Genomic DNA, 22936 nt, shown 5'->3' with positions numbered 1-22936 from the left:
TCCTTAGTCGTCCGGGGTTAATTCACCGCGCAGGTTTTGCTGCATGGCCTTACGAATCGCCGTCGCATCCAGCCCCTGGCTTAGCAGATAGTGCAGTTTGGTCAGCGTCGCCTCAACGGTCATGTCCGAGCCGCTAATCACTCCTGCCTGTGCCAGCGCATTGCCGGTGGCGTAGCCGCCCATATTGACCTTACCCGACATACACTGTGTCAGATTGACCACCACGATGCCGCGCTTGCTGGCTTCCGCCAGTTCGTTGAGGAATACGCCGTTCTGCGGCGCATTGCCTACGCCATAGGAGCGCAGAATCAGCGCTTTCACCGGCTGCAGCAGGAAGTTGCGTACCACGTCGGCGGAAATGCCCGGATAGATCGTGACCACGCCAATCGGCTGCGGGGTGATGGGATGCACGATAAGCGGGCCTTCACCGTGCGGGGCGGGCGGCGTACCGAGCCTGCGGATATGGATGCCCGCTTCCAGCAGCGGCGTCAGGTTCGGTGACGCAAAGGCATCGAAGCCGTCGGCATGAGCTTTGGTGGTTCGGTTACCGCGATAGAGACGGTTGTTGAAAAACAGCGTCACTTCGTTGATCGGGTAGTTGGCCGCCACGTACAGCGAATTGAGCAGGTTGATTTGCCCGTCAGACCGCAGCTCCGCCAGCGGAATCTGCGAGCCGGTGACGATGACCGGTTTACCGAGGTTTTCCAGCATAAACGACAGCGCCGAGGCGGTGAACGCCATCGTGTCGGTGCCGTGCAGGATCACAAAGCCATCGTACTCGTCGTAGTGCGCTTTAATATCGTCAGCGATGTGCTGCCAGTCTTCCGGTGTCATGTCGGAAGAGTCCATCAGCGGCTCGTATTCGTGGATAGTAAAGTCCGGCATCTCGGGGCGATGGAACTCCGGCATCAGCGCCAGCTGACGCTGCAGGTGCCCAGAGACCGGAATATAGCCGTGGTCTGAGCGCTGCATCCCGATGGTCCCGCCGGTGTAGGCGACGTAAATGGATTTTTTAGGCATGGTTCGTCTATTGATTGAGCAAAAGAAAATCCCCTCCGGCGAGGAGGGGATTACGATTAGCGAATATTGGCGCAGGTCAGGCAAATTGCATAGCGATTTTGCGGATCGTTAAAAATCGCCAGCTTGTCGCCTTCAGCCTTCATCGCGCTGGCGGCATTCGCCAGCGGTGCCGGTAGGTAGGCCTGTAGCGCCTGCGGCAGCGATGCACGCACCGAGCCGGAGAGGTTATCCATGACCATATCAAAGAACGTCGGCTCGCTCTGATAGTAATCGATGTGCCACACCTTCAGTTTCGCCAGTTCAGCGGCTTTCGCCACCGCATCGTCGAAGTCGCCGAGGCTATCTACCAGGCCGTTCGCTTTCGCGTCTTCGCCGGTCCAGACGTGGCCTTGGGCGATTTTATCGATCGCTTCCGGGGTGCTGTGACGCGACTGCGCGACAAGGGTAATAAAGCGTTTGTAGCCGTTCTCAATGCTCAGCTGCATCATCTGCTGCACTTCCGGCGTTAAGGCTTTGGTGACCGCCATGTCGGCCAACGGTGAGGTTGCGACGCCGTCGGTGTGCACGCCGATAGAATCCAGCGTATTTTCCACGGTATTGATCACGCCAAAGATACCGATAGAGCCGGTCAGCGTGCTTGGACTGGCGATGATGTAATCCGCCGGGGTGGAAATCCAGTAGCCGCCGGAGGCCGCCATGCCGCCCATTGAGACCACAACCGGTTTGCCCGCCGCCTTCGCCGCCGCCAGCTCTTCGCGGATCACCTCAGAGGCGCTGACGCTGCCGCCTGGGCTGTTCACGCGCAGCACAATCGCTTTCACCTTCGCGTCCAGGCGTGCGTCGCGAATCTGCGCTGCCGTGGTGTCGCCGCCGACGTTGCCCGGGGTTTCTTCACCGTCCATGATAGCACCGTTGGCAAACACCACCGCGATGCTTGAGCCGGTGTCGGCCGGGGTTTTCACCGCATAGTCATACATGCTGACGGCGCTGAAGTTATTGTCTTTTTTACTCCAGCCGAACGCTTTGGTCATCGCTTTTTCAATCTCTGCGCTTGAGCCTAAGGCATCCACCAGCTTGTTATCCAGCGCGTACTGCGCCGTGTCGCCGTCGACTTTACGCAGGCCGTCCAGCACGCCCTGCGCGCCCGGGAAGATCTGCTGCGCAGTAACCTGACGGTTGGCGGCGACGGTATTGAGGTAGTTCTGCCACAGTTCGCCTATCCAGCGGCTGTCGGCCTCGCGCGCGGCGGGGGACATATCGTCGCGGATAAACGGTTCGACGGCGGATTTATACGTGCCGACGCGGAACACGTGGGTCGAAACCTTCAGCTTGTCGAGCAGCGTTTTATAGTACAGGCCGTTGGTGGCGAAGCCGTGTAAATCAACCACGCCCTGCGGCGACAGCCAGATTTTATTGGCGAAGCTCGCGAGGTAATACTGCGCCTGACTGTAGCTGTCGTTGATCGCATAGACCGGTTTACCGCTGTCGCGGAACTCGCGCAGCGCTTTACCGATATACTGCATTGAAGGCTGGTCGCCGCCGGCAAAGTTTTTCAGGTCCAGCACGATGCCGGTGATGTTACGGTCATCCTTCGCCTGGCGAATGGTCTGAACGACATCGAACAGTGAGTTTTCCTGCAAACGGTCCGAGCTGGCGCCAAAGAACTGACGGCCCAGAACGCTGAGCTTGCTGCTGGGCGAGGGTTTATCCACCACCACGCCGCTGATGTCCATCAGCAGCGCACCACGGGTACTGTGCTCCGTGCTGCTGCTGGAACTGAGCTGCATCCAGATGCCGACGCCGACCAGCACCAGCAGAATAAAGAACAGGTTCAGCACCAGTTCCCGGACGAAATTAAGTAATCGCCACGTCCATTTAAAGAATCCGGCAATGAAGCGCCATACGGTTCGCATGTATTCTCCCTGCAAAACAAAAAAGGTTTACCGAAACGGTAAAACGTCTGGCTATCCTAAATAGACCGCCGCCGGTTGTCAGCAGGAATCGCCTTCGGCGCTGTAACAAAATCCTTGCGCATGTTAATTTTATGAAAAATAACGTGAGAGGAGTGGTTCAATGGATGCCCTGGAACTATTAGTGAATCGCCGCAGTGCGTCGCGCCTGGCCGAACCGGCGCCGGCGGGCGAACAGCTGCAAAATATTCTCCGTGCCGCGCTGCGCGCGCCGGATCACGGCACGCTGCAGCCGTGGCAGTTTGTGATTGTCGAAGGCGAAGGCCGCGAGCGCTTCAGTCAGCTGCTTGAGCAGGGCGCGGTGGCCGCTAACGGCGATGATAAGGCGATTGAAAAAGCGCGCAACGCGCCATTCCGTGCGCCGATGATTATCGTGGCGATCGCCAAATGCCAGGATCACCCGAAGGTGCCGAAGTGGGAGCAGGAGATGTCGGCTGGCTGCGCGGTGATGGCGATGCAGATGGCCGCGGTAGCCCAAGGGTTCAACGGTATCTGGCGCAGCGGTGCGCTGATCGACAGCCCGGTGGTGCGTGCAGGCTTCGACTGCACCGAGCAGGATAAAATTGTTGGCTTCCTCTATCTGGGTACCCCGCAGCTGAAAGCGTCGACGACGATCGGCGTGCCGGATACCGCGCCGTTCGTCCGTTATCTCTGAAAAACGGCTACGATTGTCTGGATTTCACGCAAATGCCCGCGAATTCAGACAGTCGTACTTATCACCGCAGTGTTCTGGCGTTAACATACATCTCTATTCCCATGCCAAAGCAATGACAGGAGTTGTCCATGAGCGAGCAGGCCATTCGTTTAACGCAGTACAGCCACGGAGCAGGTTGCGGTTGTAAAATTTCGCCGAAAGTGCTGGAGACTATCCTGCACAGCGAGCAAACGAAGTTTATCGACCCCAACCTGCTTGTCGGCAACGAAACGCGCGACGATGCTGCCGTTTACGACCTGGGTAACGGTACCTCGGTCATCAGCACCACCGATTTCTTTATGCCAATTGTCGACAATCCGTTCGACTTTGGCCGCATTGCCGCGACCAACGCCATCAGCGATATTTTTGCCATGGGCGGCAAGCCGATTATGGCAATTGCGATCCTCGGCTGGCCTATCAACACGCTGGCGCCGGAAATTGCTCGCGAAGTGACCGAAGGCGGGCGCTTTGCCTGCAAACAGGCGGGCATTGCGCTGGCGGGCGGCCACTCCATCGACGCGCCAGAGCCCATTTTCGGCCTGGCGGTTACCGGCATCGTACCAACCGAACGGGTGAAGAAAAACAGCACCGCGCAGGCGGGTTGCAAGCTATTCCTGACGAAGCCGCTGGGCATTGGCGTGTTAACCACCGCCGAGAAAAAATCGCTGCTGAAGCCTGAACATCAGGGGCTGGCGACGGAAGTGATGTGCCAGATGAACCTGGTTGGCTCGGCGTTTGCCAATATCGAAGGCGTTAAAGCCATGACCGACGTGACCGGTTTTGGCCTGCTGGGCCACCTGAGCGAAATGTGCCAGGGCGCTGGCGTGCAGGCGCAGATTGACTTTGCCGCCGTACCGAAGCTGCCGGGCGTTGAAGCGTATATCGCGCTGGGCGCGGTACCGGGTGGAACCGAGCGCAACTTTGCCAGCTATGGCCATCTGATGGGCGCGATGAGCGACGCTCAGCGCGCGCTGCTGTGCGACCCGCAAACCTCCGGTGGCCTGCTGCTGGCGGTGACGCCGGACGCGGAAGCTGACGTGCAGGCAGCGGCAGCCGAATTTGGCATCACCCTGACCGCCATCGGCGAGCTGGTGACGGCCCGCGGCGGTCGTCCGATGATCGAGCTGCGCTGAACCCATGCGGCTGTTTATTGCGGAAAAACCGAGCCTGGCCCGCGCCATTGCTGATGTACTGCCAAAGCCTCACCGCAAGGGCGATGGCTTTATCGAGTGTGGCAACGGCCAGGTGGTGACCTGGTGTATCGGTCACCTGCTGGAGCAGGCGCAGCCGGATGTCTATGACAGCCGCTATGCGCGCTGGAATCTGCAGGATTTACCCATCGTCCCGGAAAAATGGCGGCTGCAGCCGCGGCCTTCGGTGACGAAGCAGCTCAACGTCATTAAGCGCTTTCTTCACGACGCCAGCGAAGTCATTCACGCCGGAGACCCGGATCGCGAGGGGCAGTTGCTGGTGGATGAAGTGCTGGATTACCTGGAACTGCCGGCGGAGAAGCGCCATCAGGTGCAGCGCTGCTTAATTAATGACCTTAACCCTCAGGCGGTGGAGCGTGCGATTTCGCGCCTGCGCGCCAACAGCGAGTTTATTCCGCTGTGCGTTTCGGCGCTGGCCCGCGCCCGCGCCGACTGGCTGTACGGCATCAACATGACCCGCGCCTACACTATTCTGGGGCGTAACGCCGGTTACCAGGGCGTGCTCTCCGTCGGGCGCGTGCAAACGCCGGTGCTGGGTCTGGTGGTGCGTCGTGATGAAGAGATTGAACACTTTGTCTCGAAAGACTTCTTCGAGGTGAAAGCGCACATCGTGACGCCGAAAGATGAGCGTTTTACCGCCGTCTGGCAGCCAAGCGAAGCCTGTGAACCGCACCAGGATGAAGAAGGCCGTTTGCTCAACCGGGCGCTGGCCGAGCATGTGGTGAAGCGCATTACCGGCCAGCCGGCGCTGGTCACCGCCTATAACGATAAGCGTGACTCTGAACCGGCGCCGCTGCCATTTTCGCTTTCTGCGCTGCAAATTGAGGCGGCGAAGCGTTTTGGCCTGAGCGCGCAGAACGTGCTGGATATCTGCCAGAAACTGTATGAAACCCATAAAGTGATCACCTATCCGCGTTCTGACAGCCGCTATCTGCCGGAAGAGCATTTTGCTGGCCGCCACGCGGTGATTAACGCCATCGGCGTGCATGCGACGGATTTGCTGCCGCAGCCGGTGGTCAATACCGATACCCGCAACCGCTGCTGGGACGACAAAAAGGTTGATGCTCACCACGCGATAATCCCGACCGCGCGCGCCAGCCACGTGAATCTCAATGACAACGAAGCAAAGGTGTATAACCTGATTGCGCGCCAGTATCTGATGCAGTTTTGCCCGGATGCGGTCTACCGTAAATGCCAGATCGACCTCGATATCGCCAACGGTAAATTTGTCGCCAAAGCGCGCTTCCTTGCGGAAGCGGGCTGGCGTACGCTGCTGGGGGCGAAAGAACGTGATGAAGAGAACGACGGCACGCCGCTGCCGGTGGTGGCGAAAGCTGACGAATTACTGTGTGAGAACGGCGAAGTTGTCGAGCGGCAAACTCAGCCGCCGCGGCATTTTACCGACGCTACGCTGCTGTCGGCGATGACCGGGATCGCCCGCTTCGTGCAGGATAAAGACCTGAAAAAAATCCTCCGCGCGACCGATGGCTTAGGCACTGAAGCGACGCGTGCTGGCATTATCGAGCTGCTGTTTAAACGCGGTTTCCTGACCAAGAAAGGGCGTTATATCCATTCTACCGACGCCGGTAAAGCGTTGTTCCACTCTCTACCCGAGATGGCGACGCGTCCGGATATGACCGCGCACTGGGAGTCTACCCTGACGCAGATCAGCGAAAAACAGTGTCGCTATCAGGACTTTATGCAGCCGCTGGTGGGGACGCTGTTCCAGCTGATTGACCAGGCTAAGAGCACGCCGGTGCGGCAGTTCCGCGGACTGGCAGCGCCGGGTGGGACGAAGAAGTCATTCAGTAAAGGGAAGGGGAAGAGTAAGAAGCCCGCGGCGAGTTCAGAGCAGCCCGGATAGCCCCTCATGCCTGGTGGCGCTGCGCTTATCCGGCCTACAAGACTATCGTAGGCCGGATAAGGCGTTTACGCCGCCATCCGACAACCTGCTCAGGATGGCGGGATAACGCGATTAAATCACGCCCTGCGCCAGCATGGCATCGGCCACTTTCACGAAGCCTGCGATGTTCGCGCCGCGCACGTAGTTGGTTTGCTTCGCTTCACCGCCGTGCTCAACGCAGGCGTGGTGAATATCCAGCATGATGTGGTGCAGACGCGCGTCGACTTTCTCTGCCTTCCAGCTCATGCGCGCGGCGTTCTGCGCCATTTCCAGACCGGAAGTGGCAACGCCACCGGCGTTGGCTGCTTTGCCCGGCGCGAACAATACGCCCGCGTCGAGGAACAGGTCGGTCGCTTCGATCGTGGTTGGCATGTTGGCACCTTCCGCGACCGCCTTCACGCCGTTGGCGATCAGCACGCGTGCCGCATCGGCATCCAGCTCGTTCTGGGTAGCGCACGGCAGGGCAATATCCACCGCCACGCTCCACGGCTGCTGGCCTTCGAGATACACCAGACCAAATTCACGCGCGTAGTCGGCGACGCGGCCGTCTCGGCTGGCTTTGATTTCACACAGGCGCGCCAGTTTCTCTTTAGTGAAGCCAGACTCATCAACCACGGTACCGCTGGAGTCAGACGCGGTGATCACGCGCGCGCCCAGCTCCATCGCTTTTTCAATCGCATACTGCGCTACGTTGCCGGAGCCAGAGACCGCGACGCGCATCCCCTCGAAGCCCAGGCCGTGACGCTGCAGCATTGCCTGGGTGAAATACACCAGTCCGTAGCCGGTGGCTTCCGGACGAATCAGACTGCCGCCAAAAGAGAGACCCTTGCCGGTAAACACGCAAGAGGTGTCGTTGGAGAGTTTCTTCATCATTCCGGCCATAAAGCCGACCTCACGGCCGCCTACGCCGATATCGCCCGCTGGAACGTCGGTGTCGGCGCCCAGATGACGATACAGTTCGGTCATCAGTGCCTGGCAGAAGCGCATCACCTCACCTTCGCTTTTGCCTTTTGGATCGAAGTCAGAACCCCCTTTGCCACCGCCCATCGGCAGGGTTGTCAGGGCGTTTTTAAAGGTCTGTTCAAAGCCGAGGAATTTCAGAATAGAGAGGTTTACGGACGGGTGGAAGCGCATCCCGCCTTTGAACGGCCCGATAGTCGAGCTGAACTGGACGCGCCATGCGCGGTTCACCTGAACCTGATTACGGTCGTCTACCCACACCACGCGGAACTGAATGACGCGCTCAGGTTCAACCAGTCTTTCCAGCAGGGAAAGCTGACGATAGCGCGGGTTCTGCTCGAGGAACGGCCAGAGGGTCGTCATGACTTCGCGTACGGCCTGAGCAAACTCGGTCTGGTGTGGGTCGCGCTGTTGAACATGAGCCAGGAAGGTATTAAGGGAGCAAGCCTTGTCCATAAGTATAAGTACCTCTTATGATTGTGAATGTATGTAGTTGTTATGGTTGTGTTTAATAACGTGCGTTATTTCGACTATATCACTACCCTGCTAACGGATGACAAGGAATTTCCGGGTGCGTAATAAAATTAATACGTCGCGTCGGGTCATAACGAAAAGCGATGACGTAAAAAAGTTAAGTTAGACGTCCATTTGGTCGATAGTAATAAAAGGGCTTTTTAAAGGAGATTGCTGATGAAATGGGTGTGGATGGTCGGTGGGCTGTCGCTTTTGTGCTGCGTCGCGCAGGCGAGGCAGCAGGTGGAAGTGAACGTTCCACCTGAAGTGTTCAGCAACAATGCCAGCAGCCAGCGCGCACAGCCGTGCGCCCGTTGCTGCATGTATGAAGACAGGAACTACTCGGAAGGGGCGGTGATTAAAGCGGAAGGCGTGCTGCTTCAGTGCCAGCGCGATGAGCGCGCCATCAGTACGAATCCCCTGGTGTGGCGTCGGGTAAAGCCATAAACGCGGCGAGTAACGGCACGTCGGCAGGGGCCAGCGCGTAGCGTAAGGCTTCCTGCGGCGTGCACCACACCAGCGCGCTGTGTTCGCGGGCAATGAGTTCGCCGTCGAAACGGGGGACGTGCCAGCCGTGCAGATGCACGATCCTTCCTGAGACTTCGCGCCGATGGCTAGTAATATAGCGCCCCGGCCACGCGACGATAGCCAGCTCTTCCTGTAGTTCGCGCACTAACGCCTCCTGCTGGCTTTCACCGGCTTCAACTTTCCCACCGGCAAATTCCCACAGCCCGGCCTGATCGGCATGCGGCGGGCGCTGCGCAAGGAGAATTTTGCCATTTTGTTCGATAATAGCGGCAACAACATCAATGGTTTTCAGCATAGCGGTCAAAGACTCCGTGAATGAGTTGCCATATTATCGCTGCTTTGTCGTGTGCTAAAGCCTTACAGGAGTTTTCGGGTGAAAAATCAACAACCCTGGGTGCCGCCGCTCAGCCAGCTGCCGCTGAGCCTGAAGCCGATTACCGCGATGCAGCAAAAGCACTATGGCGAGGTGCTGAACCCCACGCGCTGGTGGGGGCGGATGCCGCGACTGTTCTGGCTGGTGGCGCTGTTTGTCGGCTACCTGGAGCGGAAAAAAGCGCGTCTGACGCCGACGCTGCGCGCGCTGCTGATGACCCGCGTCTCCCAGCAGTGCGACTGCGCGTTTTGCATTGACGCCAACAGCCTCCGCCTGGCTCAGCGCTGCGGGGCGATGGACAAGGTGCTGGCGCTGAGCGACTGGCGATCGTCGCCGCTGTTTAACGATGCTGAGCGCGCGGCGCTGGATTATGCAGAAGCGATGACCGCTACGCCGCCGCAGGTCACTGTTGCGCAAAAAGATGCGTTACGTTGTCACTTTAATGCGGAGCAGATTAGCGAAATGACGGCGCTGGTGGCGTTTCAGAATTTATCCGCTCGCTTCAACGCCGCGCTGGATATTCCGTCGCAGGGGCTGTGTCAGATGGGAGAAAAAGCCGATGCTTGATAAGCACCTTCATCCGCGACTTAAGCCGGTACTCAACCGCCTGGCGCAGGCGCTGGACAAGCCCGGCGTATCGGCGGACGGCATTACGCTACTGGGGTTCGCCATTGGGGTGCTGGCGTTGCCGTTCCTTGCGCTCGGTTGGTATGGCGCGGCGCTGGTGGCGATTGTGGCCAACCGTCTGCTGGATGGTCTTGACGGCGCGCTGGCGCGGCGGCGCGGCCTGACGGATGCCGGGGGATTTCTCGATATCGCGCTCGATTTTCTGTTCTACGCGCTGGTGCCGTTCGGCTTTATGCTGGCGGATCCGGCAGCCAATGCGCTGGCGGGCGGCTGGCTGCTGTTTGCGTTTATGGGCACTGGCAGCAGCTTTCTGGCCTTTGCCGCGCTGGCGACGAAGCACCAAATCGACAATCCGGGCTATGCTCATAAATCGTTTTATTACCTGGGCGGCTTAACTGAAGGCACGGAGACGATCCTGCTGTTTGTGCTGGGCTGCCTGTTTCCGGCGTGGTTTGCGTGGATGGCGTGGGTTTTCGGCGCGCTGTGCTGGCTGACGACCTTTAACCGGGTGTGGGGAGGTTACATGACGCTGAAAGGGCTTCAGCGTCATGAAGGCGCGAATTAGCGTGCGCTTTCTGGCCCGCGATCGCCGGTGGCAACCGGGTTTTTCGGGTTCGCACTCCATTCGTACCAGCCGCCATCGTAGACGCTGACGTTCTGCCAGCCCATGGCGCGCGCGTACATGAAGGTTTCCGAGGCGCGCCAGCCGGTACCGCAGTAGAAGGAAACCTGCTGGCTCGGCAGGATATTCCAGGATTTCCACATCCGGGTGATATCATCGGCGCTGCGCATAGTGCCGTCCGGGTTGTGGAAGTCTTCCATATGGGTTGAATCGCTGCCCGCATGGCCCCAGCGCGCGCCGGCAATGTCACCTTTTGGCTTAATGTAGCTATAGCCGCTGGTGGTACCGATAAATTCCGGCCATGAGCGAATGCTCACCAGCGAAGCGTCCTGACGGTGCAGTAGGCCGCGCGCCTGTTCCATATCCAGCATCAGCTGCGGCTGCGCGGGAATGGTGGCACCAAAATCAGGCGCTGGTTTCACGTCCTGAGGTAAGCCACGCTCGACCGGCAGCCCGGCATCGGCCCAGGTCTTCCAGCCGCCGTCCAGCAAGCGAACATCCTTCACGCCCGCATACAGCATGATCTGCGCGACGCGCGCTGCGGCGTACACATCACGACCGTAGAGAATCACGGTGGTGTCGTGGCGGATACCGTGTTTGGCCAGCATCGCCTTGAGCTGCTCGTCGGACACTTTATTCCACAGCGGCTCGCTTTCAACCTCGTTGGTATCGATATAGCCAGCCCCCGGAATATGGCTGACCAGATACAGCTTCGGCGCGCCCCATGCGGCTTCAATAATTTTGTAGTCGCCCGCCGGTTTGGCGGCCACCGCTTTACCTTGCTGCAGGTCGTGCAGCCACTGCGGGTACACCAGTTGCTCGAAGTGCGGCAGCTTTTGCAGCCGTTCCGGCTGCTGCAGCGCATCGCTGAGGGTGGAGATACGGGTGAAACCTGCCGCTTTTAAGCGCTTCGCCACGGCATCGTTATCTTTGCTGTCACCGTAGAGGGCAATGTCGGTCTCTTTTTTCAGCTGATGCTGCTGCGCCCAGGCTTCCAGCTGCTCGTTGTTCATGGCTGACAGCCAGCTGGCAGAGAGGTTCAGCGCGCCTGGCTCATGCCCGCGAGGGCCATTTTCCTGCTGTGGCCAGCCGTTGTAAAAGGCGCTCATGCGCGTATCGATGGCGGCACCCTTTTGCTGGAGCAGGTGGGTAAAGGTGAGGGTACTCGCCGTTTCAGCGGCGAAAGCAGAAGAGGCGAGGCCAAGCGCAAGGGCCAGCGCAGTCAGTTGAGAAACACGTTTCATCAAATCGTCCGACGAAGATAAAAGGAGCGTCATTCTGAACCTCTGCTAAAAGAAATACCTTGCGTTAACGCAGTATTTACCGCGTCAGCGCCAGTCCGCGAGCGGTAAACAGCGGCCGTTCGGCGGCACATCGTCCGGGTCGTGGGTGACCTGAACGACCGGAATCTGCTGCGCGCGTAGCGCGTGAAAGACCCACTGACGAAAGCTGCCGCGCAGCTGTTGATCGAGACGGCTGAACGGTTCATCCAGCAGCAGAGCATCCGGCTGCGCCAGCAGAGCGCGGAGCAAGGCCACCCTGGCGCGCTGACCGCCGGAAAGCGTCGCCGGATCGCGCGAGAAAAACCCGGCCAGCTCCGCGTGGGTCAGCGCTTGTTCAACCTGCGCATTACGTGCGCTGCGCGGCACGCTGGCGGGCAGGGCCAGCCGCAGATTCTGCCCAACGCTCAGATGATCGAACAGCAGCGCGTCCTGAAACAGAATGCCGATGCGCCGCTGCTCGGTAGGCAGCGCATCGCAGCGGCGGCCGTTGAGCCACAGCTGGCCCTGGCTGCGGAACGCGCCGTCCAGGGCGCCAACCATCCACGAAAAGAGCGTCGATTTTCCGCAGCCGGAAGGCCCCATCAGCGTCACAATTTCACCCGGCGCGACGCTAAAGTTAACCTCGCGCAGCAGGGGCTGCTCTGCCTGCATGAGCGTTAAATTCTGCACCTGTAGCATCAGCGTAGCCCTCGTCTGAAATGGCTGATTCGCCGCGCCAGTAGCGCGGTTAACAAAAAGAAGAACATCGGCAGCAGCGTTTGCCAGAGTCCCTGAGCGGCAAGCGTGGCGGTGGCGCCGCCGCTGCTCAGCGCGACCGCTTCTGTGGTGAGCGTGGGAATGCGCCCGCCGCCGAGCCATTGCGTGGGGAGATATTGCGCGATGCTGACGGAAAAGCCGACGGCCAACGCAGAGAGCAGGGGGCGGATGACCAGCGGGCACTTTAGCTGTAAAAAGACGCGCCCGCGCCCCCATCCCAGCGTGTGTGCCAGCAGCGTCTGGCGCGGGTCTATCTGCCGCCAGGCAGGACGCAGTACAAACAGCATCCAGGGGACGACCCACAGCAGATGTCCCCACAGCACGGTACTGAACAGTCCGTCTACCCAGCCGTACAGCGCTAACTGATACTGCCCGGCGGCCAGCGGCAGCGCCGGCAGCAGCAGCGGCAGATCCAGCCAGCGCTGATGCCGCGCAGGCCCCCATTCCAGCCACAGCAGGCAGACGACAGCGCCAATCGTGGCCGACAGCAGCGCCAGCCACAGGCTGTTGCCGATCGTTTCCTGGCCGGGCAGCGCGCCGTGCGCCAGCGCCAGCAGGAACAGCGCGCAAAGCGGGCCGCACAGCGGCAGAAGTTGCCCCAGGCTGCGCCCCGGTAGCAACGGGAAATGCGGCTGCCGTTCGCCGTCAAAGTGCGGCGTGCGGTTTTGCCCGTACCGCCACAGTCGCGCGGCGGCGCTGGCAATGACGGCGAGGGCCGCCAGCAACAGCAGGCAGGCCAGTGCGCCTTTGGCCTGCGTGTCGACGTCGCCGTCGTTCAACCACTGCCAGGCCTGGACTGCCAGCGTCGGCGGGTTCCCCGGGCCGACTATTATGGCGACGTCGACCACTGAAAGCGTCCAGGCGGTGGTCGCCAGCAGCGCAACGCTGAGCGATGGCATCAGCGAGGGCAGGATCACCCGATTAAGACACTGGCCGCGCCCGTAGCCGAGACTTTTGAACACCACCACCTGTTCCGCCAGCCGCCGCTCGCCGAGTAGCGCCCAACAGACCCATAGCAGAAAGCCGCTTTCTTTCACCGCCAGCACCAGCCCGAGTCCGATGCCATAGCGATCCTGAATCGGGCTCAGGGCCGGCAGCAGCCGATACAGCGCGCCGCCTTCGGCAAACAGCAGCAGCGCCGCGCTGGCAAAGGCCACATGCGGCAGCGCCAGCAGCCACGGCAGACGCGAGGCCAGCCGCTGCCAGGTGGGAGAGGGCCAAAGGGTGGCGATAATCAGCAGGGTTAACAGCAGCGCGCCGCCGACGGCAATCAGCGTTGAGATAAACGTCGCCGCTGCAGCCTGAGGCAGTTGAGGATCCGCCAGCAGCTGTTGCCAGGAGGATAGCGATAGCACAGGCGTGAAGAGCACACCCGCAGCGGGCAGCAGGGGCAGATAGATGACCAGCATCATGCCCCAGCACAGCAGAATCAGTGCGTACCGTAGCGGCGAAGCCATTCCTGCTCCAGCGCGTTCACCCAGGCAGCGTGCGGCTCAGCCAGCACCGGCGGCGTATCTTCCGGCATCAGCGCCCGCAGCGTTTTTTGCTGGCCGGCGCTGAGCGTTGCCGGGTTGAGCACGCTCGGGTCACCCCATACGGCGGGGTCCGCTTTACGCAGTTGTGCCGTCGGCGACAGCAGGAAATTCGCCACCACCTGCGCTCCGGCGCTGGCCGAGGCATTTGCCGGAATGGTGACGAAGTGAACGTTGCCGAGCATCCCGGAGCGGAAGCCGAAGCTGTAGCTGTCCTTCGGCAGTTGGCCTTTTGCCACTTTCTGTCTGGCGTGCATAGGGTTAAAGGTCAACGACAGGCGTAGCGTGCCGTTGGCCAGCATGCTATCCATCCGCGCGGGCGAGGGCGGGAAATCTTTGCCCTGGCGCCACATCAGCGGATGCAGCCGGTCGAGATAAGCCCACAGCGGCGCGGTAACGGCGGCAAAGCTCTGGGAGTCCGGTGGCAGCTTAAGGGCGTCGGGTTGTGTGGTCAGGTTGATCAGCAGCTGTTCGAGCAACGCGGTGCCGGTAAAGTCCGGCGGACGCGGGTAGGTCACCGTACCTGGATGCGCCTGGGCAAAATCGAGCAGCGCCTGCGGTGATTGCGGCGGCTGCGGCGTTTGCTGCTGACGGGCGATAAAGGTCAGCTGCGCGCTGCCCCACGGTGATTCAGCGCCCTCGACCGGCACGGAAAAGTCTTCACGTACGGGCTTGCTGAGATCGACATAGCGCCAGTTTGGCAGCTGTTCTGCCCAGCCGGTGCGCAGCAGGTTGGCCTCTTTAAGCGTACGGAAGTTCTCACCGTTGACCCATAGCAGGTCGACCGAGCCGCGCTGGGTACGCCCGGCACGGGCTTCGGACTGGATGCGTTTAACCGTATCCGCCGCGTCGGCAATGTGCACAATCCGCAGGTTGATGGCGTAATCACGCTTCACTTCACCGCTGACCCAATCCAGGTAGTGATTGACCGCTTCATCGCCGCCCCAGGCGTTGAACCAAACGGTTTGGCCTTTGGCTTCATGTTCAATTTGCTGCCAGTCGGCGGCGATGGCTGCCGATGAACATAGCGACAGCAGGCCCAGCAGCGCGCCGCGCAGGTAACGGTGTGATCCGTGATAACGCATCAGGATTTCCTCTTCTGGCGTTCGAGATAAAATGTCTTCGCGACAAAGATAACGATAGTCAGTGCGAACAGAATCAGCAGCCCCGTCACGAACCAGTACGTGCCGCCGGTAAGCATGCTGCCGACCCACGAATAGATGATGGTGGCGGGCAGTTGACCGAGGCCGGTGGCAATCAAAAAGTGGCGAAAGCGCATTGACGTTAGCCCGGCGGCGTAGCTTATCGGATCGAACGGCACGAAAGGCAGCAGGCGGCAGATAAGGATCGTGTGTTTACCGTAGCGTGCAAAAAAACCGTCGACGCCGTTGAGCACCGCTTTTCCAGTGAGCTTTTCTACCACGCCGCGGCCCATAATGCGCGCAATATAAAAACATAGCGCTGCGCCGGCCATCGCGCTGCTCCAGGAGAGCACGCCGCCCCAGAATGCGCCAAACAGCGAGGCGTTGGCAAAGGTGATCAAAAACGCCGGCAGCGGCGCGGCTATAGCCTGAAAAATCATCAGCAGAAACGAGACGATCGCCGCTTGCGAACCGTAGGCGCGAATAAAACGCTCGATGCCCTGCTGGTCTACCGCCAGAAAGGCATCGAGGCTATCGCGAACGAACGCATGTACGCCGGGAATCAATAGCCATGCGAGCACCAGCGCCGTCAGCGCGGCAATCATCAGCAGTCGGGCGTACCAGATAGGCTTCATTTCTCGTCCTCTTCGGCCAGCGCAATGTGCTTATGGCGTGCGTAAGCCTTGGCCGCCTGTACCAGCGCAAACAGCACCAGCCCGGCAAGGCTAAGCTGAAGCACAAAGGTCAGGGTGATGCCTTCCGCCGCCAGTTTGCTGGCCATCAACGTATAGATAACAATCCCCGGCAGGGTGGTGAGCGCAGAAACCAGGGTGTATGACCAGAAGGGCATCGACGTTAAGCCGTACGCGTAGTTCTGAATATTATACGGAAACAGCGGGATAAGTCGGGTCAGGATCAGAAAATCAATGCCGCTGTGGGCGATGCCGCGCTCGATAGCCTGAAAGGTGCGGGTATGGCCGACGTATTTGAGCACCAGCGCGCGTCCCAACCCGCGGGCCAGCAAAAAAGAGAGCGCCGAGGCAACGGTCGCGGCGATAAGCGACAGCAGCGTACCGAGCCATGGGCCGAATACCATGCCCGCCGCCAGCACCAGGACGCTGCCCGGCAGCAGGCAGAGCGACGCGAGCACAAACAGGGTGATGTAAAGCGCATAGCCCATCGCGCCGCTTTGCTGCACGGTATCCTGTAATTGACGTAAATGGGTGACCAGCTCAATCAGGCCGATGCGGTGTATCAGAAAGGACAGCAGTGCGACAACGGCAACAATCAGCAGGAGCTTAACGGCTGCGTGGTTGCGACTTCTTTTGCATGGGGGTCCTCCTGCCGGGAAGAAAAGGTGCGCGCGACGGTATTATAGAACGGCCATCTCGGCAAGGATTTCGCGCCTGTTTGTTGATTTTGCTCAGGATTTTTACAAAGCTGCGTTAACGCGACGCCCTTTACGTCAGCAAAGCGCGCCGCGCGGCAACCGATTATTTAAACGTCGCCCATACCGGCGCGTGGTCCGACGGTTTTTCCATCCCGCGGATCTCATAATCGATGCCGGTTTCCACGCAGCGTGCTGCCAGCGGCTGGCTGGCCAGCAGCAGGTCTATGCGCAGGCCACGATTGTCGTCAAACCCTTTGGAGCGGTAATCAAACCACGAGAAGCGGTCGTTGGTTTCCGGATTGGCGTGACGGAAGGTATCCACCAGACCCCAGCCGAGCAGACGCTGCATCCATTCACGCTCTTCTGGCAGGAACGAACATTTACCGGTGCGCAGCCAGCGCTTGCGGTTCTCTTCGCCGATACCGATGTCGAGATCGGTCGGGCTGATGTTCATATCCCCCATAATCAGTACCGGGTTATCTTTGTTCAGCCGGGTTTCCAGGTAATCCTGCAGATCCTGATAGAACTTGGTCTTGGCCGGGAATTTGGTTTCGTGATCGCGGCTTTCTCCCTGCGGGAAGTAGCCATTGATTACCGTCACGTTGCCAAACGGCGACGGCACTTCGGCAATGATAATGCGGCGCTGAGCGTCTTCGTCATCGTTCGGGAAGCCGCGATAAACCGCTACCGGCTCGGCCTTGGTCAGCAGCGCCACGCCATAGTGACCTTTCTGGCCATGATAGAAAATGTGATAGCCGAGCTTTGCCACTTCTTCCAGAGGAAACATGTCATCGTGAACTTTTGTCTCCTGTAGACCAATCACGTCGGGCTGATGCTTTTCGACAATGGCTTCCAGTTGATGAGGACGGGCGCGCAGGCCGTTGATATTAAAAGAGACAAATTTCATAGTCGTTGCCACTTTGCAGAGTGAATTGTGACGGGATAGTAGCAGAATTTAACGTCAGCCGCTGCCTTCACTCCGCGGTATCGCCAATTTCTTTGATGGCTGCTGCCATCTTCCCGAGCAAAATGTGCACCAGGTTGAGGCAATCTGCGCCGTGATGAAGCGTAAAGCTACGATAAATTTCGCAGTGGATCACAAATCCAGAATGATATTTTGCTGATGCATAACATTTCTTAATTTTGCCCTGCAAAGCGCCGTTAATGCCTTAATATTCACTTTTTATGCACATTTATTGAATGGTGATGGTGTGTAACCTATTGATATTTCGTTTGCAGTCCGCGTTTATGCAGTTTTCTCTCTCGCTGGCACGAACCGTGCAATCTACATTTACAGTGAAAAACACTCAAATAATTAACATAAATTAAACCATTCATTTACCTGTAGAGGTCGCTATGTCTCAGTCAATCAGCCGTCAAGATTTTGATCAGTGGATGATGCCGGTTTATGCACCGGCACCGTTTATTCCGGTTCGCGGTGAGGGCGCCTGGCTGTGGGATCAACAGGGGAAAGGCTATATCGATTTTGCTGGCGGTATCGCGGTAAATGCGCTGGGACACGCCCACCCGGCGATGATACGTGCGCTGACCGAGCAGGCGGCAAAATTCTGGCATACCGGTAATGGCTACACCAACGAACCGGCGCTGCGACTGGCAAAGCAGCTGATCGATGCCACGTTTGCCGACCGCGTGTTTTTCTGTAACTCCGGCGCCGAAGCTAACGAAGCGGCACTGAAGACGGCGCGTAAGTATGCGCACGACAAGTTTGGCAGCCATAAGAGTGGGATCGTGGCCTTTAAGAATGCGTTTCACGGCCGCACGCTGTTTACCGTAACCGCCGGCGGGCAGCCCGCCTACTCGCAGGACTTCGCGCCGCTGCCGGGGGAGATCCGTCACGGGGTATATAACGACATCGACTCGGCCAGCGTGCTGATTGATGACGATACCTGTGCCGTTATCGTGGAGCCTATCCAGGGCGAAGGTGGCGTGGTACCGGCATCGGGTGAATTTTTACAGGCGCTACGTGCGCTGTGCGATCGTCACCACGCGGCGCTGATTTTTGATGAGGTGCAGACCGGCGTAGGGCGTAGCGGAGAACTCTATGCGTATCAGCATTATGGCGTGACGCCGGATCTGCTGACGACCGCCAAAGCGTTGGGCGGTGGCTTCCCGATTGGCGCGCTGCTGGCACGCGATGCGTATGCCAGCGTGATGACGGTGGGGACGCACGGCACCACCTATGGCGGTAACCCGCTGGCCTGTGCGGTGGCCGGTGAAGTGCTGTCGATCGTGAATACGCCGCAGGTGTTAAACGGGGTGAAGCAGCGCGAACAGTGGTTCAAAGAACGCCTGCAGGCGATTAACCACCAGTTTGCGTTATTTAAAGAGATCCGCGGCGTTGGCCTGCTGATTGGCTGCGCGCTGCGGGATGAGTATGCCGGGAAGGCGAAGCTGATAAGCCAACTGGCGGCTGAAGAGGGGCTGATGGTGCTGATTGCCGGGGCTAACGTGGTGCGTTTTGCGCCGGCGCTGATTATCAAAGAAGACGATGTGACCCTTGGCCTCAATCGCTTCGCCACCGCCTGTGAACGGTTCATTGCGGGAGAATCATCATGATGATTATCCGTCCGGTCGGCGTAGACGATCTGCCCGGCCTCTATACGCTGGCGGGGGAAACGGGCGGCGGGCTGACCTCACTGCCGGCCGACAAACAGACCCTGGCGGCGCGTATCGCCCGCTCGCAGGCCACCTGGCAGGGCACGCTGCCGCGCGGCGACCAGGGCTATGTTTTTGTCCTGGAAGATACCCGCAGCGGCGCGGTGGTTGGGGTGTGCGCGATTGAGGTCGCCGTTGGCATCAACGATCCCTGGTATAACTACCGGGTCGGTACGTTGGTACATGCCTCGAAGGAGCTGAACGTGTATAACGCGCTGCCGACGCTGTTCCTGACCAACGATCATACCGGCAGCAGCGAGCTGTGTACCTTGTTTCTCGACCCGGCGTGGCGCAAAGAAAGTAATGGCCACCTGCTGTCCTCGTCGCGTTTTCTGTTTATGGCGGCTTTTCGCGATCGCTTTAACCACAAGGTGGTGGCGGAAATGCGCGGGGTAATTGATGAGCACGGTTATTCGCCGTTCTGGGAAAGCCTGGGCAAACGCTTTTTTTCTATGGAGTTTGCTCGCGCGGATTACCTGTGCGGCACCGGGCAAAAGGCGTTTATCGCTGAGCTGATGCCAAAGCATCCGATCTACACCGATTTCCTGAGCGAAGAAGCGCGGGCAGTGATAGGCCAGGTGCATCCGCAAACGGCTCCCGCGCGGGCGGTGCTGGAAAAAGAAGGCTTTCGCTACCGTGACTATGTCGACATTTTCGACGGTGGCCCGACGCTGGAATGTGAAATTGACCGGGTGCGCGCGGTGCGTAAAAGCCGTCTGGTGACGGTGGCTGAAGGCGAACCCGGCGGCGGCGACCTGCCGCTGTGCGTAGTGGCTAACGAACAGTACCAGCATTATCGCGCCATGCTGGTTCACGCTGACCCGGCGAGTGACAGCCTGAGCTTAAGCGCCGAACAGCGAGATGCGCTGAACTGCCATCCTGGCGATAACGTACGCCTGGTGCGCCTGTGCCCAGAGGAGAAAAAATAATGAGCCTGTGGATTAATGGAACCTGGCTTGCTGGCGATGGCCCGCGTCGCCAGCGCGCAAACCCGGTAAGCGGTGAAACGGTGTGGCAGGGGCACGACGCGAGCGTGCAGCAGGTGACCCTGGCCGTGGACGCGGCGCGGGCGGCGTTTCCCGCCTGGGCGCGCCGGCCGTTCGGCGAACGTCAGCAGATTGTTGAGGCCTTTGCCGGGCTGCTTGAGGCGAATAAGGCGGGGTTGACGGAAACCCTGGCACGCGAGACGGCCAAACCGCGCTGGGAAGCGGCGACCGAGGTGGCGGCGATGATCAACAAAATCGCCATTTCCGTGAAGGCCTATCACAGCCGGACCGGCGAAAGCCAGGCCGATATGGCCGACGGGGCCGCAACGCTGCGGCACCGCCCGCACGGCGTGCTGGCGGTTTTCGGTCCCTACAACTTTCCCGGTCATTTGCCGAACGGGCATATCGTACCGGCGCTGTTGGCAGGCAACACGGTGGTGTTTAAACCCAGCGAACTGACGCCAGATTGCGCGCAGGCGGTGGTGAAACTGTGGGAACGGGCGGGGCTGCCGCCGGGCGTACTTAACCTGGTTCAGGGCGGGCGGGAGACCGGGGAGGCGCTGAGCGCCCAGCCGGGAATCGACGGCGTGCTGTTTACCGGCAGCTCGGCGACCGGTTTCCATCTGCATCGTCAGCTGGCCGGTCAGCCGCAGAAGATACTCGCGCTGGAAATGGGCGGCAACAACCCGCTTATCGTCGATGAACCTGCGGATATTGACGCTGCCGTACATTTGACCATTCAGTCGGCGTTTATCACCGCCGGTCAGCGTTGTACCTGCGCGCGCCGTCTGCTGGTGAAACGCGGCGCGCTGGGCGATGCGTTCCTGCAGCGGCTGGTCGAGGTGAGCGGACGGATTATTCCGGCCGCCTGGGACGCTGAACCGCAGCCGTTTATCGGTGGGCTGATTTCTGCGCAGGCCGCCGAACGCGTGTATCAGGCCTGGCAAATGCAGGTGGAAAAGGGCGGCGTGACGCTGCTGGCCCCGCGTCTTCTCCAGCCGGGAACATCGCTGCTCACGCCGGGGATTGTTGATCTGAGCGAAGCGCGCGATCTGGCTGATGAAGAGGTCTTTGGCCCGCTATTGGGCGTCTGGCGTTATGATGATTTCGATCGGGCTATCGCGCTGGCGAACGCGACGCGTTACGGGCTTTCCTGCGGATTGATTTCGCCGGACCGGCACAAGTTTGACCGTCTGCTGCTGGAGGCGCGCGCCGGGATCGTGAACTGGAATAAACCGTTAACCGGCGCGGCCAGCACCGCACCGTTTGGCGGCGTGGGTGCATCGGGCAACCATCGTCCAGGTGCCTGGTACGCTGCGGATTATTGCGCATGGCCAATGGCCAGCCTCGAATCGCCGACGCTGGTGCTGCCTGCCGCGCTTAATCCCGGGCTGGATTTTCAGCGTGAGGTGCCCTCATGAACGCCTGGGAGGTTAACTTCGATGGCCTGCCGGGTCTGACGCACCACTACGCCGGGCTGTCGTTTGGCAACGAGGCGTCGACGCGTCATCAACATCAGGTGTCGAATCCACAGCGAGCGGCCAGACAGGGGCTGCTGAAAATGAAGGCGCTGGCTGATGCCGGTTTCCCGCAGGGGGTGATTCCGCCGCAGGAACGGCCCAACGTGGCGCTGCTGCGTCAGCTTGGGTTTAGCGGCCGCGACGAGCAGGTGCTGGCGAAAGCCGCGACGCAGGCGCCAGCGCTGCTCAGCGCCGCCAGTTCGGCGTCGGCGATGTGGGTGGCGAATGCGGCGACGGTATGCCCCTCCGCCGACGCGCTGGACGGAAAGGTCCATTTGACGGTTGCCAATTTGAGCAGCCTGTTGCATCGCGCCAGCGAAGCGCCCACCACCCAGGCCATCCTGCAGGCGATATTTGCCGATCCGGATAAGTTTGCGGTACATGGCCCGCTGCCTGCGGGCACATCGATGGGGGACGAAGGTGCGGCAAACCATAATCGGCTGGGGCGTGATTACGGGCAGCCGGGCACTCAGCTGTTTATCTACGGCCGTGATGCGCATGCCAGCACATCACCGCAGCGCTATCCGGCGCGGCAGACCCGCGCCGCTAGCGAAGCGGTGGCCCGGCTTAACCAGATCAATCCCAATCAGGTGATTTTTGCCCAGCAAAATCCGCAGGCGATCGATGGTGGCGTGTTTCATAATGATGTTATCGCCGTCAGTAACCGCCAGGTGCTGTTTTGCCATGAGCAGGCGTTTGTTGACCAGCCGGCGTTATTGCAGCTGCTGGCGCATAAAGTGCCGGGGTTTATGCCCATCGAAGTTCCCCGTGCGAAGGTGACGGTGGCGGAAGCGGTGGCGACCTACCTGTTTAACAGCCAACTGCTGAGTAAGCCTGACGGCAGCATGCTGCTGGTGTTGCCGGGAGAAGTGGAGGAGAACCCGCGCGTCTGGCGTTATCTGAATACGCTGCTGGCGCAGGATAATCCTATCGACGAGCTAAAGGTGTTTGATCTGCGCGAAAGCATGGCCAACGGTGGCGGCCCGGCGTGCTTGCGTCTGCGGGTCGTGCTGACCGAAGATGAGCGCCGGGCGGTAAACCCGGCGGTGATGATGAACGATACGCTGTTTGCCACGCTCAATAATTGGGTCGACCGCTATTATCGCGATCGGTTGACTCAGGCCGATCTTGCCGATCCGCTGCTGCTGACAGAAGGGCGCGAAGCGCTCGACCGTCTGACGCAAATTTTACAGCTGGGTTCCCTCTACCCCTTTCAGCGTTAAGGAGGCG

The 22936-nt window shown here is 59.8% G+C and carries 22 protein-coding genes; 11 read left to right on the top strand and 11 right to left on the bottom strand.

The window, feature by feature from the left end; all coding sequences use genetic code 11:
• Positions 1 to 3: 3 nt before the first annotated feature.
• Both ansA and sppA read right to left on the bottom strand, forming a co-directional pair.
• On the bottom strand, positions 4 to 1020 hold the full coding sequence (ansA, locus tag H7R56_RS14210) for an asparaginase (protein WP_106926496.1): 1017 nt from the start codon (positions 1018 to 1020) through the stop codon (positions 4 to 6).
• 56 nt (positions 1021 to 1076) lie between these two features.
• Positions 1077 to 2933 carry a signal peptide peptidase SppA gene (sppA, locus tag H7R56_RS14205; protein WP_106926498.1) on the bottom strand — a complete coding sequence of 619 codons (1857 nt, stop codon included), beginning with the start codon at positions 2931 to 2933 and terminating at the stop codon, positions 1077 to 1079.
• A 160-nt stretch (positions 2934 to 3093) separates the two neighbouring features.
• Between sppA and H7R56_RS14200 the strand changes: the two genes are divergently transcribed.
• The 3 genes from H7R56_RS14200 to H7R56_RS14190 all read left to right on the top strand — a co-directional run bounded on the left by H7R56_RS14200 (position 3094) and on the right by H7R56_RS14190 (position 6759).
• The gene (locus H7R56_RS14200; protein WP_106926500.1) at positions 3094 to 3645 is read left to right on the top strand and encodes an NAD(P)H nitroreductase; all 552 of its coding nucleotides are present in this window, start codon (positions 3094 to 3096) and stop codon (positions 3643 to 3645) included.
• Between the two features lie 128 nt (positions 3646 to 3773).
• Positions 3774 to 4817, top strand: a complete 1044-nt coding sequence (gene selD / locus H7R56_RS14195) for a selenide, water dikinase SelD (RefSeq protein WP_106926502.1) — start codon at positions 3774 to 3776, stop codon at positions 4815 to 4817.
• 4 nt (positions 4818 to 4821) lie between these two features.
• Positions 4822 to 6759: a DNA topoisomerase III gene (locus H7R56_RS14190; protein ID WP_106926504.1), complete on the top strand. Its 1938-nt coding sequence runs from the start codon at positions 4822 to 4824 to the stop codon at positions 6757 to 6759.
• 111 nt (positions 6760 to 6870) lie between these two features.
• Here H7R56_RS14190 and gdhA read toward each other — a convergent pair whose 3' ends face one another.
• Positions 6871 to 8214: an NADP-specific glutamate dehydrogenase gene (gene gdhA / locus H7R56_RS14185; RefSeq protein WP_182928287.1), complete on the bottom strand. Its 1344-nt coding sequence runs from the start codon at positions 8212 to 8214 to the stop codon at positions 6871 to 6873.
• Positions 8215 to 8463: 249 nt separating this feature from the next.
• Here gdhA and H7R56_RS14180 point away from each other — a divergent pair, with 249 nt between their 5' ends.
• Positions 8464 to 8718 carry a DUF1496 domain-containing protein gene (locus H7R56_RS14180; RefSeq protein ID WP_223878931.1) on the top strand — a complete coding sequence of 85 codons (255 nt, stop codon included), beginning with the start codon at positions 8464 to 8466 and terminating at the stop codon, positions 8716 to 8718.
• On the opposite strand, the gene H7R56_RS14175 is transcribed toward H7R56_RS14180, so the two are convergent.
• Positions 8678 to 9094, bottom strand: a complete 417-nt coding sequence (locus H7R56_RS14175) for a pyrimidine (deoxy)nucleoside triphosphate diphosphatase (RefSeq protein WP_106926510.1) — start codon at positions 9092 to 9094, stop codon at positions 8678 to 8680. The two genes, H7R56_RS14180 and H7R56_RS14175, sit on opposite strands and share 41 nt — an antisense overlap.
• A 78-nt stretch (positions 9095 to 9172) precedes the next feature.
• Between H7R56_RS14175 and H7R56_RS14170 the strand changes: the two genes are divergently transcribed.
• Together H7R56_RS14170 and H7R56_RS14165 are read left to right on the top strand one after the other, a co-directional pair.
• On the top strand, positions 9173 to 9739 hold the full coding sequence (locus H7R56_RS14170) for a carboxymuconolactone decarboxylase family protein (RefSeq protein ID WP_223878926.1): 567 nt from the start codon (positions 9173 to 9175) through the stop codon (positions 9737 to 9739).
• Positions 9732 to 10364 carry a CDP-alcohol phosphatidyltransferase family protein gene (locus tag H7R56_RS14165; RefSeq protein WP_106926512.1) on the top strand — a complete coding sequence of 211 codons (633 nt, stop codon included), beginning with the start codon at positions 9732 to 9734 and terminating at the stop codon, positions 10362 to 10364. The genes H7R56_RS14170 and H7R56_RS14165 overlap by 8 nt, the downstream gene beginning before the upstream one ends.
• Here H7R56_RS14165 and H7R56_RS14160 read toward each other — a convergent pair.
• The 6 genes from H7R56_RS14160 to H7R56_RS14135 form a co-directional block, all read right to left on the bottom strand.
• On the bottom strand, positions 10361 to 11665 hold the full coding sequence (locus H7R56_RS14160) for a rhodanese-like domain-containing protein (protein ID WP_106926514.1): 1305 nt from the start codon (positions 11663 to 11665) through the stop codon (positions 10361 to 10363). The genes H7R56_RS14165 and H7R56_RS14160 overlap by 4 nt on opposite strands.
• Positions 11666 to 11749: 84 nt before the next feature.
• Entirely contained in the window at positions 11750 to 12382 is a 633-nt protein-coding gene (locus tag H7R56_RS14155) for an ATP-binding cassette domain-containing protein (RefSeq protein ID WP_106926516.1), read from the bottom strand.
• Positions 12382 to 13917: an ABC transporter permease family protein gene (locus tag H7R56_RS14150; RefSeq protein ID WP_182928286.1), complete on the bottom strand. Its 1536-nt coding sequence runs from the start codon at positions 13915 to 13917 to the stop codon at positions 12382 to 12384. The genes H7R56_RS14155 and H7R56_RS14150 overlap by 1 nt, the downstream gene beginning before the upstream one ends.
• On the bottom strand, positions 13890 to 15077 hold the full coding sequence (locus H7R56_RS14145) for an ABC transporter substrate-binding protein (RefSeq protein ID WP_374956737.1): 1188 nt from the start codon (positions 15075 to 15077) through the stop codon (positions 13890 to 13892). The genes H7R56_RS14150 and H7R56_RS14145 overlap by 28 nt, the downstream gene beginning before the upstream one ends.
• A complete protein-coding gene (locus H7R56_RS14140; RefSeq protein WP_106926520.1) occupies positions 15077 to 15769 on the bottom strand; it encodes a TVP38/TMEM64 family protein in 693 nt (230 codons plus the stop codon). The genes H7R56_RS14145 and H7R56_RS14140 overlap by 1 nt, the downstream gene beginning before the upstream one ends.
• Positions 15766 to 16428 carry a TVP38/TMEM64 family protein gene (locus H7R56_RS14135; RefSeq protein WP_106926522.1) on the bottom strand — a complete coding sequence of 221 codons (663 nt, stop codon included), beginning with the start codon at positions 16426 to 16428 and terminating at the stop codon, positions 15766 to 15768. The genes H7R56_RS14140 and H7R56_RS14135 overlap by 4 nt, the downstream gene beginning before the upstream one ends.
• On the opposite strand from H7R56_RS14135, the gene H7R56_RS14130 reads away from it, so the two are divergent.
• Positions 16354 to 16512, top strand: a complete 159-nt coding sequence (locus H7R56_RS14130; RefSeq protein ID WP_181357991.1) for a hypothetical protein — start codon at positions 16354 to 16356, stop codon at positions 16510 to 16512. The genes H7R56_RS14135 and H7R56_RS14130 overlap by 75 nt on opposite strands.
• Positions 16513 to 16627: 115 nt before the next feature.
• Here H7R56_RS14130 and xthA read toward each other — a convergent pair whose 3' ends face one another.
• On the bottom strand, positions 16628 to 17431 hold the full coding sequence (gene xthA, locus H7R56_RS14125) for an exodeoxyribonuclease III (protein ID WP_106926524.1): 804 nt from the start codon (positions 17429 to 17431) through the stop codon (positions 16628 to 16630).
• Between the two features lie 449 nt (positions 17432 to 17880).
• Between xthA and H7R56_RS14120 the strand changes: the two genes are divergently transcribed.
• From H7R56_RS14120 to astB, 4 genes are read left to right on the top strand one after another with little or no spacing between them, the layout of a single operon-like run.
• On the top strand, positions 17881 to 19101 hold the full coding sequence (locus tag H7R56_RS14120) for an aspartate aminotransferase family protein (RefSeq protein ID WP_106926528.1): 1221 nt from the start codon (positions 17881 to 17883) through the stop codon (positions 19099 to 19101).
• Entirely contained in the window at positions 19098 to 20129 is a 1032-nt protein-coding gene (gene astA, locus H7R56_RS14115; protein WP_106926530.1) for an arginine N-succinyltransferase, read from the top strand. The genes H7R56_RS14120 and astA overlap by 4 nt, the downstream gene beginning before the upstream one ends.
• Positions 20129 to 21607: a succinylglutamate-semialdehyde dehydrogenase gene (gene astD / locus H7R56_RS14110; protein ID WP_106926531.1), complete on the top strand. Its 1479-nt coding sequence runs from the start codon at positions 20129 to 20131 to the stop codon at positions 21605 to 21607. The genes astA and astD overlap by 1 nt, the downstream gene beginning before the upstream one ends.
• Positions 21604 to 22929 carry an N-succinylarginine dihydrolase gene (gene astB, locus H7R56_RS14105; protein ID WP_106926533.1) on the top strand — a complete coding sequence of 442 codons (1326 nt, stop codon included), beginning with the start codon at positions 21604 to 21606 and terminating at the stop codon, positions 22927 to 22929. Before astD ends, astB begins: the two co-directional genes overlap by 4 nt.
• Positions 22930 to 22936: the final 7 nt, after the last annotated feature.

This window comes from Klebsiella sp. WP3-W18-ESBL-02 (assembly GCF_014168815.1).
GTDB lineage: Bacteria > Pseudomonadota > Gammaproteobacteria > Enterobacterales > Enterobacteriaceae > Kluyvera > Kluyvera ascorbata_B.
This window is presented reverse-complemented; position numbering and strand designations above follow the sequence as displayed.

Coding starts and splice junctions, on each gene's coding strand:
- ansA (WP_106926496.1), bottom strand. CDS start 1,020: ATGCCTAAAAAATCCATTTACGTCGCCTACACCGGCGGGACCATCGGG.
- sppA (WP_106926498.1), bottom strand. CDS start 2,933: ATGCGAACCGTATGGCGCTTCATTGCCGGATTCTTTAAATGGACGTGG.
- H7R56_RS14200 (WP_106926500.1), top strand. CDS start 3,094: ATGGATGCCCTGGAACTATTAGTGAATCGCCGCAGTGCGTCGCGCCTG.
- selD (WP_106926502.1), top strand. CDS start 3,774: ATGAGCGAGCAGGCCATTCGTTTAACGCAGTACAGCCACGGAGCAGGT.
- H7R56_RS14190 (WP_106926504.1), top strand. CDS start 4,822: ATGCGGCTGTTTATTGCGGAAAAACCGAGCCTGGCCCGCGCCATTGCT.
- gdhA (WP_182928287.1), bottom strand. CDS start 8,214: ATGGACAAGGCTTGCTCCCTTAATACCTTCCTGGCTCATGTTCAACAG.
- H7R56_RS14180 (WP_223878931.1), top strand. CDS start 8,464: ATGGTCGGTGGGCTGTCGCTTTTGTGCTGCGTCGCGCAGGCGAGGCAG.
- H7R56_RS14175 (WP_106926510.1), bottom strand. CDS start 9,094: ATGCTGAAAACCATTGATGTTGTTGCCGCTATTATCGAACAAAATGGC.
- H7R56_RS14165 (WP_106926512.1), top strand. CDS start 9,732: ATGCTTGATAAGCACCTTCATCCGCGACTTAAGCCGGTACTCAACCGC.
- H7R56_RS14160 (WP_106926514.1), bottom strand. CDS start 11,665: ATGAAACGTGTTTCTCAACTGACTGCGCTGGCCCTTGCGCTTGGCCTC.
- H7R56_RS14155 (WP_106926516.1), bottom strand. CDS start 12,382: ATGCTACAGGTGCAGAATTTAACGCTCATGCAGGCAGAGCAGCCCCTG.
- H7R56_RS14150 (WP_182928286.1), bottom strand. CDS start 13,917: ATGGCTTCGCCGCTACGGTACGCACTGATTCTGCTGTGCTGGGGCATG.
- H7R56_RS14145 (WP_374956737.1), bottom strand. CDS start 15,077: ATGCGTTATCACGGATCACACCGTTACCTGCGCGGCGCGCTGCTGGGC.
- H7R56_RS14140 (WP_106926520.1), bottom strand. CDS start 15,769: ATGAAGCCTATCTGGTACGCCCGACTGCTGATGATTGCCGCGCTGACG.
- H7R56_RS14130 (WP_181357991.1), top strand. CDS start 16,354: ATGGGTGACCAGCTCAATCAGGCCGATGCGGTGTATCAGAAAGGACAG.
- xthA (WP_106926524.1), bottom strand. CDS start 17,431: ATGAAATTTGTCTCTTTTAATATCAACGGCCTGCGCGCCCGTCCTCAT.
- H7R56_RS14120 (WP_106926528.1), top strand. CDS start 17,881: ATGTCTCAGTCAATCAGCCGTCAAGATTTTGATCAGTGGATGATGCCG.
- astA (WP_106926530.1), top strand. CDS start 19,098: ATGATGATTATCCGTCCGGTCGGCGTAGACGATCTGCCCGGCCTCTAT.
- astD (WP_106926531.1), top strand. CDS start 20,129: ATGAGCCTGTGGATTAATGGAACCTGGCTTGCTGGCGATGGCCCGCGT.
- astB (WP_106926533.1), top strand. CDS start 21,604: ATGAACGCCTGGGAGGTTAACTTCGATGGCCTGCCGGGTCTGACGCAC.